This window comes from Bacteroides sp. AF20-13LB (assembly GCF_003603065.1).
Lineage (GTDB): Bacteria > Bacteroidota > Bacteroidia > Bacteroidales > Bacteroidaceae > Bacteroides > Bacteroides uniformis.
This window is the reverse complement of sequence record NZ_QTMH01000012.1, coordinates 30,261-42,672: the sequence shown is the minus strand read 5'-3', so window position 1 is coordinate 42,672 and position 12,412 is coordinate 30,261. Positions and strand designations below refer to the sequence as shown.

Sequence of the window (12,412 nt, the reverse complement as noted above, 5' to 3'; positions counted from 1 at the left end):
TTGATAAATAGCAGTTCATCATTTCACTTGCGTCCCTTCGCGCAGCAGTCCGGCACCGGTGGATACAATCTCGTCGCCGACTTCCAGTCCGTCCAGCACTACGTATTCGCGTCCGTCATTTATTCCGGCCACGGTAATCAAGGCGGAAACGGCTTTGCCATCCACTACCTTATATACCACCGTCTTGTCCTGCAACTGCACGGTGGCCTCTTGCGGAATCACAATACAGTTCTTATAAGTGGTAGGCACCACCACCGTGCCCGACGCCCCACTGTGGAGCAGGCGCGATTCATTGGGAAATACCACACGTGCCACTACCGTACCCGTCTGACGGTCAATGACGCCACTGATGGACTCGATGGTTCCTTTCTTGTCATAGACGGAATTGTCGTTCAGTCTCAGTTCCGCTTGAGGCATGTTCTTCAATGCCTCGTCCATGCTGCCGTACTGGCGTATCAGGGCGAGCAACTGGTTCTCGGTCATGGAAAAGTAAACGTACATGTCGCTGTTGTCACTGACCGTTGTCAGCGGTTGCGGCAAGCTGGGGCTGACCAATGCCCCTGCACGGTAGGGCAATGCCCCCACCACCCCGTCGCTGGGACTCTTCACTTCCGTATAGGAGAGGTTGTTGCGTGCGCTTATCTCCTGGGCCTCGGCCTGCGAGAGTTGCGCCTTGGCGGTAAGGTAGCTGTTTTCGGCAGTCTTCAGGCTGAATTCCGAAACCACTTTCTGCGCATACAGTTCCTTGTTGCTGTTATAAGTCAGTTCGGCAGTAGCCAGTGCGGCACGTGCCGCTTCCACATTGGCAACGGCCGTTTTGAGTGCAGCCTTGTAGGGAACCTGGTCGATGATGAAAAGCAGTTGTCCCCGGCGCACCTTCTGCCCCTCGGTCACACACAACTTCTCGATGGTACCCGACACTTGCGGATAGATATCTATGTCCTGCCGTCCGCGTATCGTTGCTGAGTACGAAGTGGAAAGCTCTTTGTCCGTCGCCTCCACTTTCATGGTAGCATAAGAAGGTTTCATTCCGGAAGCATCCGATGCCTGCTTGCAAGATGCCAAACACATTGTACAACCGACAATCCCTATCAGCCGTATCCATTTCCTGTTCAATGTAATCATACTTTTTCTCATTGTCTTTTTGTTAAAACTGGTGGCAAAAGTAGGAGAAAGGAACAACGCCATAATGACCAATTACACTCCAAAGATGTTCCTTTTTCGACATTCATCTTTTTTAAGGCTAATGAATTGTCTATAAATGACATATAGAACAAGAAAGCCGCATAATGGAACATCCCATATTTCCCATTATTCACCAACTTTGCAAAACGAAAAAGGAAGAATATGGAGAAAGGGAACATAAAAATCGTAGAAATCGCGGACTTTAAAAACAGCGAACATGTCCTTGACTATGTAGACAATGACTTTGTCATAATCAACAGTCTGGAGGGAAGCCCCTACAATGAAGATACAATAAGATTGGGATGCTTCCTTATCGCTATCTGTCTAGAAGGCTGCATCCAGTTGGACGTCAACTACAAAACCTACCAACTGGAAGCAGGCGACTTACTGCTCGGCCTTCCCAATACCATTATCAGCCACGCGATGGTAAGCCCGAAGCACAAGATAAGGCTTGCCGCATTCTCCACACAGTTCCTACAACGCGTGGTCAAGATGGAGAAGGATACATGGAATACCGTTATGCATATCCACAACAATCCCATAAAGTCTGTCGGGGAGGAAGGGGACAAGGAAATCTTCAAATTCTACCGAGAACTGCTTATGGCAAAGATAAACGACGAGCCTCATCACTATCACAGGGAAGTGATGCAATACTTGTTTTCTGCCATTTTCTGTGAGATGTTGGGACACCTCAACAAAGAAGTGAACCCTTCAGAAATGACAGTCGATACAAAAGAAAGCATCAAACAGTCCGACTATATCCTGCGTAAGTTTATAGAGATGTTGTCCAAAGACAACGGCATACACCGTTCTGTAGGATATTATGCCGATGCACTCTGCTATAGTCCCAAACACTTTTCGAAGGTCATCAAGCAGGCATGCGGACGTACACCGCTGGACTTGATTAACGAAAGTGCCATCGAGCACATCAAGTACCGGCTGAAGCATTCGGACAAGTCCATCAAGGAGATTGCAGAAGAATTTAATTTCCCCAACCAGTCTTTCTTCGGGAAGTATGTGAAGTCTTATCTGGGTATGTCTCCGGCACGCTACCGCAATACGAAAGAGGAATGATTTCCCCTACTCTTGGGGCTCACTCCGTAAAGGTCTGCATTAGGAAGCTAAACCTTAACTTTACGACGCTAAAGGTCAACTTTACGATGGCTAAACCTCAACGTATCACTTCATCACACACCGCATCCTGGAAAGCGCGTGCTTCCCTGCCCGACAGTGCATTCTGGTTCATGATGGCAAAGGCTATCTCGTGTCCGTTGCGGGCTTTAAGGTAGCCGGCCAGACAGTTGATGGCGGTAAAGGAACCCGTCTTGGCATGTACATTTCTGTGGGAAAGGGTGCCTTTCTTCATGCGGAACTCCAGTGTACCGTCCACGCCGCCAATGGGCAAAGCCTTATAAAGTTTCTGGAAAACATCCGTACGCGAGTAGGCATATCGCAGGAAAGAAACCAAGAGTTCCGGTGAAATGTAGTTGTAATTGGAAAGGCCGCAACCATCTGCCAGATTATACCTATCGGGGTTATATCCCATCTCTTTTATCAGCATGCGGATGGCAGAAAGCCCGTCCTCGGCAGAGACACGCTTCTTTCCGCTGCTCTGCACACCCAACCGGCAGAGCATGGCTTCGGCATTGAGATTATCGCTCTCCTTCATTATCTGTTTCACCACATCCTGCACGGAAGTTTCATAGGAAGCCATCCGTACGGAGAGGCTGTCTTGCCGGAACTCACCGAAGAGGTAAGAGACTTCCGCTTCTGCCGCCGGAATGCACCGGATGCCCCGTGCCTGCAACCGTTCCATAAAGGTATGCATGAAGAAGTCCTGCGAAGAAAATATATTGACCGTACCTGCACGGCGGGCATCGACGTTGCCCGTCACGGTGATGTTGTTCCCGTTCACCAGCCAGTCGCGCGACACACGGAAACGTCCGGCAGAAGGGGTACGGCTTTGGGTCTTGTTCGTCAGTGTATAATAGGAAGAGGCGGGAGTGCATTCAAGGCGTGCGCTGTCGCCCCGTTCGCCGGGTGTGGCGGTAACCTTCACCACTCCTTTATTCAGCATCAGCGGTGAGAGGTAGGGCTGGAAGGAATAGGGAGTATCATCCCACAACCAGCCGCTGCCCCAGTACAAGGAGTCTTTCATGGAGACATCTCCATACACCTTGCCTTTGATGACAGAGAAGGGGAAACGGGCCACGGCAGCCACCAGGGAATCCAATGCCTCTTCATCAAACTCCGGGTCGTAACCGCCTATCACATACATATCCCCCTGCAAGGTATCGCGCTCAATGGTTCCCTGATACCACACTTCCGTACGGAACGGCTCGTCGGCTTCGGGACGGGAAAGGGCGGTAATGGTGGTCAGCAGCTTCATGGTGGAAGCGGGACGGGAAAGCTTGTCCGCCTGATAGCCGTACAAGGGCTTTCCGGCAGTCAGGTCATAGACCGAAATGGCCACATTAGAGCCTACGGGAAGTTTGTGTTCTATCAACGCATCAATCCGCGCAGAGAGCGGCTTCACCGGAGTTACCGTCTCTTGGGACCACAATGGGAGCAGGCAGACGGATAAAATTAACAGCAACAATATCCTTTTCATAAATATATTTATCTTTAAAGGCAAAAGTACGACAATCTTACAAATGAACAACAACGAGGTAGTCTTTTCATAAATTATATCCAGCCATCCATCTTAATATTCCTTTAAAAATACTACTTTTGCATAGATTGCATAGGCAAAATCTCCCAGTTACTATCACTCTAAAATTGATGTACCATGAAACTACAACTTACAATTGCCAGCTTTACAATATGCCTCCTTTTCTCCCCCATGCTTCGGGCACAAGAATCTCCGCGCATTGTCAGTTATGACTTAACCGTACAGATTGATGTACCGAACCGACAAGTCGAAGTTGGCGGTTCGTTTGAAGTCGATTTCCATGACAGTGACTCAATCTCGTTAGTACTATGGCGCCATGCCCGTATCGACACACTACGCCACAGCAGCCGGGAGATAACCTACCGTTTCGATACGCTTGCCCCAGCACCTGCCCAATTCATTCCCGACGGACGGACCTTGACCCTCTACCGGCCGGCAGGAGCCGATGACCGCTGCCGCATAAATACCCGTTACACACTCTACATGCAGGAAGTGCAGGGCCCTGCAAAATCATTCAATGACCATTGGATTGAACTTGGTTACTATACGGGATGGTATCCTGTCTGCAACGGTAACCGGGCAGATTATTCGCACTTACGAATCGGCATCACTGACGGTTATACGGTGAGCGGCTCAGGTATTATTTCCCATACAGAAGAAGGGATGTGGGAAATGGAGCAACCTTGGGAGAATTTCGACAATGTTATCCTGGCTTCACCCATGCTGAAAAGCCGCCGCATCAATGATAACGGAACTACCATTGAACTTATCTATACAGACTTCCCGGATACCGGTGCAGACTCGGCACTTCAATGTTGCCACAATGCCTTGAAATTCTTCCGACGCCTTTATAAAATTGCGGGAGATGAGGATATTTACATGAAATTCCTGCTTTCAGCTTCCGGCACCTCAGGAGGGTACAGCCGTAAAAATTTCATTATGCTCAGTTCCCGAACATTCAATGAATATGTACTCAAGAACACCGCCCACGAAATCGGCCACTTCTGGTGGAACAAGGCTCCGGTGGAATCTTGGCACGACTGGCTGAACGAATCTTTTGCCGAATTCAGTGCTTTGCAATACATACGCCACGCCCGCGGCGAAAAAGCCTATGCCGCTTACATCGACGCCTACCGTAAGGAAACACGCCATATCCGTCCTATCTGGGGTATTGACCGCAACGACCGCGAAGCGCATCTTGCCCTCTATAGGAAAGGGTCAGTACTACTCGCCGACCTGCTTGTCCGAGTGGGTGAAGAACCTTTCTTCAACTTTCTGGCAGGTGTCATCCAAGCCCATATAACAGACACATCGGCTTTCCTGGATTTTGCGGAAAGCCGATTGGGACGTAAAAACCGGGACTGGATTGAAAAGCGGTTAAAAGAATAAACACCTGATTATTCTTCAACTGTTCCTTTCGCCACCGGCTTCTCAAAATGAGTGCCGCACTTCCTGCATACATACTCCCAATGCTCAGTGCCCGGAGGTGCGGCCGACAATGCCGCAATAACAGCAGCCACCACAGCACGCACCCGATGGCTCTTCTTCAGCACAAACTTAATCTCATCCGAACCGCAATGGGGGCAGTACCTCAACTGTTCCGGAATCATCTGGTTCCGTTCAAGCAGACGGAGGGCATTGTCATATTCGTCCTCATAGACAAATATATCCACTCCCGTGACATCACGGACATATCCGCGCATCACGGAAGACATGTTTTCATTATGCAAAACAGACGCAATGCCCTCATTCTTCAAGGCACCCTGAATAACATGTGCCTGAAAGGCATCGTCGCAGGTGATTAGCTTTACGGTTTTCATCTTTTATGTTTATATGAAACAATAGTCATGGGTTCTACAATGCCTCCTTGAATATCTCTCCCACCGTGGGGTGCGGAAAGACAATCTTCTTCCATTCATCGGCAGTAAGTTTCAGTTCAATAGCCATGCCTGCCAGCGTGATGATTTCCGAAGCGGGATTACCCAAGACATGTGCCCCCAATACGGTATCGTCACTGCCCAACAGTAACTTGCAGACGCCATTCACTCCTTCATTCTCTGCTACAAAGCGACCACTGTACGCCATCGGCAGCTTCACGGCACGATAGGCAACGCCTCTCTTCTGCAGGGATTCTTCTGTCTCGCCCACACCGGCTATTTCGGGATTGGTATATACCACGCCGGGGATGGCACGGTAGCTCATGGCATCCTTCTTGCCAATGATGGAATGTATGGCTACTTCTGCCTCGCGGACGGCTGTATGCGCCAGCAAGGAATATCCCGTCAAGTCGCCGCAAGCATATACTCCGGGAACTGAAGTCTGCATCTGTCCGTTGACAAAGACATTTCCGCGCTCCGTTCTTTCCAAGCCCAGATTCTCCAATCCGAAGCCTTTCATTACCGGACGGCGCCCGACACTCATCAGAAGCCGTTCGGCAACGACGGAACCGGGACCGTCGGCTGTTTCATAATTCACCTGGATAAGGGAAGAAGCTTCGGCAGTATCCGGCATGACAGACACTACTTTTGCACTCAGCATGAACTTGATTCCCCGCTTGGCGTACTCTGCACGGAGCATACCCGCCAGCTCTCGGTCCATACCGCCTCCCAGTATCTCGTCCAGCATCTCGACGACGGTTACCTGCACTCCCAGGCTGTTGAAGAAAGAAGCGAACTCCATACCGATGACACCGCCGCCGATGATGGCAAGCGAAGCGGGCAGTTCCTTGTTATCCAGTGCATCACGATGAGTCCAATAGGACACTTTGTCTATGCCGGGAATGGCAGGGACAAAGGTTTCGGAACCGGTGCAGAGCAGCAGGTTCTCGCATTCGTAGGTTTCTCCGCCGCACTCCACATGATTCTTGTCCGTCACTGTGGCCTCTCCGCTGACAATCGTCACACCATGGGCAGTCAGCTTTCCTTTGACTCCCAATACCAGCTTGCGCACTACCTTCTGCTTGCGGGCAATAATCTTGGGCAAATCGAACGATACTTCGGGCACACTGACCGCATACTTTGCAGCATGGCGGGCTCCGTCATAGGTCTTGGCCGAATACAACAAGGTCTTGGTAGGGATACACCCTTCATTCAGGCACACTCCACCGAGACTCTGCTTCTCAAATAGTACGACACTCAATCCTGCTTTTCCGGCAGCTTCGGCAGCAGTATATCCCGCAGGACCTCCACCGATAATGGCAACTTGGTATTTCATGGAATTAATGGTTAGTGGTTAATGATTAGCGATAATTTGTGCGCAAGTTAATAAAACCCGTATTATCCGGCAAAAAAGAGTACTTCTTTCTTTCGGAGAATACAGCGTAAAGAGGAAATAATTATCTTTGTCGTGCAGCATTTACAAAGAATGCCACGTCCAATGGACATAATCAAATAATAACCAACATGAAAACGACTGACTTATTCCAATCCATCCTTTTGTTCGCTCTTTTCCTTTGCGGCCTGACGGCTTGCAATGATAGCGATGAAATCCGCCTCTCGCCCTTTCAGGAAACTACCGTGAAGGGCGAAGCCTCTACCCTGCAGATAGACCTAACACGCGGCGACTGGCGCATAACCTCCATCACCACCCCATGGGGAGACCTCATGATGGATGGCAACAAGCTCCCACAACTGGAAGGTACGGGAAGCCTGCATTATAAATGGTGGGACTTGGAACGGGACACCGACAGCCATCTCATCCTGCACTTTAAAGACAACTTTGACTTAGGTGAATCCCGTAGCCTCATCATCAACCTTGAGATGAAAACGGGACTCTACAAGGAACAAATCATCATACACCAAGAACCGTGCACTAACTTCTATCAGATAGAGTCCATCGAATACAGCGTGGAAGAAGGTGACGGAGTGAAAGAAGCCGGAACAGGACCTGATAAGAGTACCTATAAAAATGAAAATCTGGGAAACACAACCGACAAGCATGACTACTATCCATTCATCAATAAATGGACAGAATACGCATTCATACCCGATGGGCACTCTGATGAAACCTTCAAAAGCATAGACCCGGAGAAACGTAGCATCTATCTGCCCAACCACATAGAAGACGGAAAAATAATCATGGGACAACAACTGTTATTCTTCATCAACCAAGGCAAGTATTACAAAGAAGACGAACTGAGATATAAACATTTTGAAGTAGACATAGTAGGTATGAAATGGAACATATACACTTCAACCATCTACTACAAACGGCTTCAAGTGACATTCACCGCCACTCTTTCACGTCCCGGTAGCGATACAAAGAAGGTACTCAAGGGTAAATTCATGCAGAGATACCCTTATGACTGCTCGGAAATACATCACGAAGTAAAGGATTCTTTAGAAGATTAGAGTCCGGTGTCTGTCAGACAAGACTCCACCTCCTCCCTGCTCAATGCCGGAGCTTGCCCATCGGCAAGCTTGCGGCATACCAACCGACCGGCCGCCAGCGCTTCCACCTTTGTTGCAAATGGCAGGCGACCGCTCAAAGCAGGTATAAAAGGTTGATATATCAGGGTATCGGCTCCATGCAGCACCACGTAGCCGTAACCGCCTTCCACCTCCATCACCCGGCATTTCAACTCATTGCCACCGCCGGCAGTATGACCCGAACAGCAAGAAAGGCATACCGCCATCACAGCCGGTACACCTATCTTTATCATAATAAACATCAGCTTCATAAGTTCCGTTCAGTTATGGGGCGAATCAGACTTCCTCTTCCTCATCGGGTAGAAGTTCGTACACATCATCAAAGTAGCTGGTACCACTTGTTCCCGTCAGCACAAAACCACGTTCGCCGGTAGAGAAACCAACGGCAGCCCTGCGCGAAGAAGCACCGGAAGGATAATTATGTACATCTGTAATGGGGGTAAAGTCGTCATCGGAATCGCCGTACCATAAGTCCTTGTCAGGGTCGTACAGCCAGTAGTCGCTGCTCAAGGAAGTGCTGTTACGTATTCCCGTAGCCACAAATCCCCTTCCACCGATGACGAAGGATACGGCTTCGGACCGTGTGATGGCGTAGTCATCGTCATAGTCATTGTCGGAGTCCGTATCGGCAATGTCACGCAACTGGGTCCAGTTGCTTCCGTCGAACTTCCAGAAATCCACCAGATCGGTACTGTTGTTTCGCCCGCAACAGATGTAGGCCACCTCATCGATGACGAATGCCGTACCGAAGTAGCGCTTCTCGCCTCCATACCCGCTCACCGCTTCCCATTGCGAACCTTCGGCGCCATTGGGGTTGAAACGGTAGAAGTCCATCTTGTAGGCACTCTCGCTGCCGGTAGCGTCGCTGTTGCAGCCCGTACCGACATAGCCATATCCGCCTATACTGAAAGCCAGGGCACCATCGCGTACTCCACCTTTGAAGTCGTCTTTCCGTGTCCAGGTATCCGTGGCAGGGTCATACTCCCAGGTATCTGCTACACAGTAGGACGAGGAGCCGTCCTTTACGGAACCGGTCGTAATGTATCCCTTGCCATTCACGGCAAAGCCCACGGCAGCCTTGCGCCCGGCAACGGGCATGTCGGCACACTGCGTCCAGCTGTTCCGGCTCATGTCATACTCCCAAAGGTCGTTCAGGTAATCCTTGTTCGCTCCGTAGAAGCCGCCACACAAATATCCATAATTGCCGATGGTGAAGCCGGAGGCATAAGCGCGGTACACACCGTTATAGCTGGCTTTCTTCATCCACTGCCCCTGAGTGTATTCATCCTCGTCCGTACAACTGCCGGCAATGCACACGATGGCCAGCAACATTATTCCTACCAATAGTCTGTTCATTGTTTATTGTTTTTTTAATGATTAAGCTTTATACTTCCCACTTTCCAAAACAAGAAGCTGCGGGAGGTCCTTTTTGTCTGTCCGCAAAAGTAAACCACCGCAACCACACCGACAAAAATAACCGACGAACAGTCCGAAATTCCCGTTAAACGCCTTTACCGATAAAAACCGTCCGAACGCCGATTTTTGTAGGAAGATATAAAAGTTTTGCCTTTCCTTTGCCGCCAACTAAAAGAACAGAAATGAAGAAGTCATTGTACAGCTTATTCGCAGTCCTCGCTATCTTCTGCGCCTGCCAGGACGAGAACTCGCAGCTTGGAAAGAGCCTCGTGGAAAGCTCCTTCTATAATGTATACGCAGACACCTGCTCGGTAGACATCAGCACCATCCTGCTAGACTCCATAGAGACCCGGGGCGACAGCATCTGCCAGCTAGGACATTACCGGAGCAGCGCCTGGGGAGAAGTATCCGCCACCTACTATGCCGAATACTCCACGTCCGACTTCACCCCCAACACAGACTATACCTATACCCTCGACTCCCTCGTACTGCGAATGATACCTTCGGGCCATTTCTGGGGAGATACCCTGACGCAACAGCGCATCTCCATCTACCGGCTGAAAAAACCTATCGTGCTGGACAACGACGAGGACCTTTACAACAGCACCGTACTCCCGACGGAAGATACCCCGCTCTTCAGCTTTACCTTCACCCCCTGCCCGGGGCGAAAGAAGGAAGTAAGCGTCCGCCTGCCCGACTCATGGGGACAGCAACTGCTGAATGACCTCGTGGCCCAGGACGACAACTTCGATACCCAAGACAAGTTCAAGAAGAAATTCCCCGGACTGGTCTTTGTTCCCGAAAACGACGGGCAGTGTATCACCGGATTCATGGTGAATGATTCTGCCATGAGCATCAACCTCCACTACCAGGAAGTCTCCAACCAGCGGACCGGACAAGTGCTGACTTTCAGCGTAAACACCGACTATGCCTATACCGGTATCCGGCACGACCCCACCGGCACCCACCTTGCTTCCCTGAAAAGCGGAATAGAGAACCTCGTCCACTCCAGCGACATGGGTTGCCTGGCCTATATGCAGGGATTGACGGGTTACTACAACCAACTGGAATTCCCCTACCTCAACAGCCTCGGAAGTGCCGGACAGATAGTCTCCATAGAGAGCGCCACACTCTACCTCTATCCTCTGGCCCGGAGCTACAACGAAGTGAGCCAGCTTCCCAATGACATCCGCCTTTATATCACGGACGAGAACAATGTGCTGGAGGACTACGTATACGGCAGTGACGGCGTAACCGTACAGACCGGCGACCTGACCATCGACGAGATGTACGGGAAAGAGACCTACTACTCCTTCGACCTCACCGAATTCATCCGCAACAACTACGGCACTTCGGGCATCAAGCGGCAGAAACTGCTGATGAGTCTGACAGACGAAGAAAGCACCACCACCTTCAACCAGGTAATCTTCACCAACGACCCCGAACAAGAAAACCAATGCAGATTAGACGTAAGATTCAAAATATACAACGAGCAATGAAACGCCATTACCGGATTCCCCTTCTGCTGTGCAGTCTGTGTACGGCAAGCCTCACCGCCGTGGCCCAGAACACCACCAACCTGCCCACCTCCATGTACGGAGTGGGCGAACTGAGTGCCGGTGACGGCGGACGTTATGCCGGCATGGGCAACACGGGCATCGCCCTGAACCGTACCGGATTTCTGAACACGCTGAACCCCGCAGCCATCACCCGCATGGACACCGCCTGCTTCACGTTCGATGTGGGTGTATCTGCCTCATATGCCCGCTACTCCTTTCTGAGCGAACACAGCTCCAACTTCACCGGCAACCCCAACCGCATCAGCATGGGCTTCCGTGTCCTGCCGCGCTGGTATGCCCTTGTAGGTGCAGCACCATACAGCAGTGTGGGCTATGTCATCCAGACCGAAGAAGAGATAGAGGGAATGCCCGGCAACTACACCTACTCGCTCTTTGAGGGTACGGGCGGACTATACCGGTGCTACGTCACCAATGCCTTTGCACTGAGCAGGCAACTGTCGGTCGGCATCAACCTGGGGATGATAGCGGGCACAGTGACGCAAAGCGAAACGCAGGAAAGCGCCGTCGTAAAGTACGAATCTTCTAAACAGGCCTTTTATGCGGACTTCGGCATACATTACGAATGGGGTGCGACCGGACAACGGAAGTGGGCGGCAGGGCTGGTATTTGCTCCCTCCCTTCCCATCAGCCACGACAATACACTGACTTACAGCAACTCATCTACCAGCGAGAACCTCGATAAAGGATACCACAGCCGTACACAATATCTGCCCATGCACCTCGGCACCGGCCTCAGCATAACCACCGAACGCTGGGTGCTGACCGCCGACTACAACTACCTGGACTGGAGCCGCAACTCCTCCTCCTACACTTCCATGAAATACGAGAACCAGCACAAAGTGAACCTGGGAGGCAGCTACATTACCAAGCCACGTCTGGCACGTTCCACCGAGCTGATGGGTGGAATAGGTTTCGGCAACTCCTATATCAACCTGAAAGGCGGGAAGATGCAGTATCTGGAAGCCAGTGTAGGGGCGAGCTTCCCCATCCGGTACTCCTATCTTTCGCTGGGCGCCACCTGGCGGAAACAACTGAACACACGCAGCAATCTGATGCAGGAAAGCCGATTCAGCCTGAATCTGAACTTGACGTTCGGGGAAAGGATTTCGAGAGCAAAACTAAAGTAATACAAG

The 12,412-nt window shown here is 50.7% G+C and carries 11 protein-coding genes; 5 read left to right on the top strand and 6 right to left on the bottom strand.

The features are described 5' to 3' along the window. Nucleotides 1-18: 18 nt before the first annotated feature. A complete protein-coding gene (locus DWX62_RS15410) occupies nt 19-1,125 on the bottom strand; it encodes an efflux RND transporter periplasmic adaptor subunit (RefSeq protein ID WP_120137252.1) in 1,107 nt (368 codons plus the stop codon). 222 nt (nt 1,126-1,347) lie between these two features. Here DWX62_RS15410 and DWX62_RS15400 point away from each other — a divergent pair, with 222 nt between their 5' ends. Next, nucleotides 1,348-2,259, top strand: a complete 912-nt coding sequence (locus tag DWX62_RS15400) for a helix-turn-helix domain-containing protein (protein WP_005825269.1) — start codon at nt 1,348-1,350, stop codon at nt 2,257-2,259. 97 nt (nt 2,260-2,356) lie between these two features. Here DWX62_RS15400 and dacB read toward each other — a convergent pair whose 3' ends face one another. Further along, entirely contained in the window at nt 2,357-3,796 is a 1,440-nt protein-coding gene (gene dacB / locus DWX62_RS15395) for a D-alanyl-D-alanine carboxypeptidase/D-alanyl-D-alanine-endopeptidase (protein WP_120172990.1), read from the bottom strand. Nucleotides 3,797-3,973: 177 nt separating this feature from the next. Here dacB and DWX62_RS15390 point away from each other — a divergent pair, with 177 nt between their 5' ends. Continuing rightward, nucleotides 3,974-5,245: a M1 family aminopeptidase gene (locus DWX62_RS15390; protein ID WP_120172989.1), complete on the top strand. Its 1,272-nt coding sequence runs from the start codon at nt 3,974-3,976 to the stop codon at nt 5,243-5,245. A gap of 8 nt (nt 5,246-5,253) precedes the next feature. Here the strand turns inward: DWX62_RS15390 and DWX62_RS15385 are convergent, their stop codons facing one another. Both DWX62_RS15385 and lpdA read right to left on the bottom strand, forming a co-directional pair. Further along, entirely contained in the window at nt 5,254-5,676 is a 423-nt protein-coding gene (locus DWX62_RS15385) for a DUF2007 domain-containing protein (protein WP_005825260.1), read from the bottom strand. Nucleotides 5,677-5,710: 34 nt separating this feature from the next. After that, a complete protein-coding gene (gene lpdA / locus DWX62_RS15380; protein ID WP_057256728.1) occupies nt 5,711-7,069 on the bottom strand; it encodes a dihydrolipoyl dehydrogenase in 1,359 nt (452 codons plus the stop codon). Nucleotides 7,070-7,257: 188 nt separating this feature from the next. Between lpdA and DWX62_RS15375 the strand changes: the two genes are divergently transcribed. Beyond that, the gene (locus tag DWX62_RS15375) at nt 7,258-8,205 is read left to right on the top strand and encodes a hypothetical protein (RefSeq protein ID WP_061412812.1); all 948 of its coding nucleotides are present in this window, start codon (nt 7,258-7,260) and stop codon (nt 8,203-8,205) included. Here DWX62_RS15375 and DWX62_RS15370 read toward each other — a convergent pair. Then, nucleotides 8,202-8,534: a DUF4907 domain-containing protein gene (locus DWX62_RS15370; protein WP_005825250.1), complete on the bottom strand. Its 333-nt coding sequence runs from the start codon at nt 8,532-8,534 to the stop codon at nt 8,202-8,204. The genes DWX62_RS15375 and DWX62_RS15370 overlap by 4 nt on opposite strands. A 25-nt stretch (nt 8,535-8,559) precedes the next feature. Beyond that, nucleotides 8,560-9,639 (bottom strand): kelch repeat-containing protein, encoded by a 1,080-nt coding sequence (locus DWX62_RS15365; protein ID WP_005825248.1) that lies wholly within the window; start codon nt 9,637-9,639, stop codon nt 8,560-8,562. A 242-nt stretch (nt 9,640-9,881) separates the two neighbouring features. On the opposite strand from DWX62_RS15365, the gene DWX62_RS15360 reads away from it, so the two are divergent. Next, nucleotides 9,882-11,198, top strand: a complete 1,317-nt coding sequence (locus DWX62_RS15360; RefSeq protein ID WP_120172988.1) for a DUF4270 family protein — start codon at nt 9,882-9,884, stop codon at nt 11,196-11,198. Further along, nucleotides 11,195-12,406, top strand: a complete 1,212-nt coding sequence (locus DWX62_RS15355; protein WP_022400619.1) for a hypothetical protein — start codon at nt 11,195-11,197, stop codon at nt 12,404-12,406. The genes DWX62_RS15360 and DWX62_RS15355 overlap by 4 nt, the downstream gene beginning before the upstream one ends. Nucleotides 12,407-12,412 lie beyond the last annotated feature (6 nt).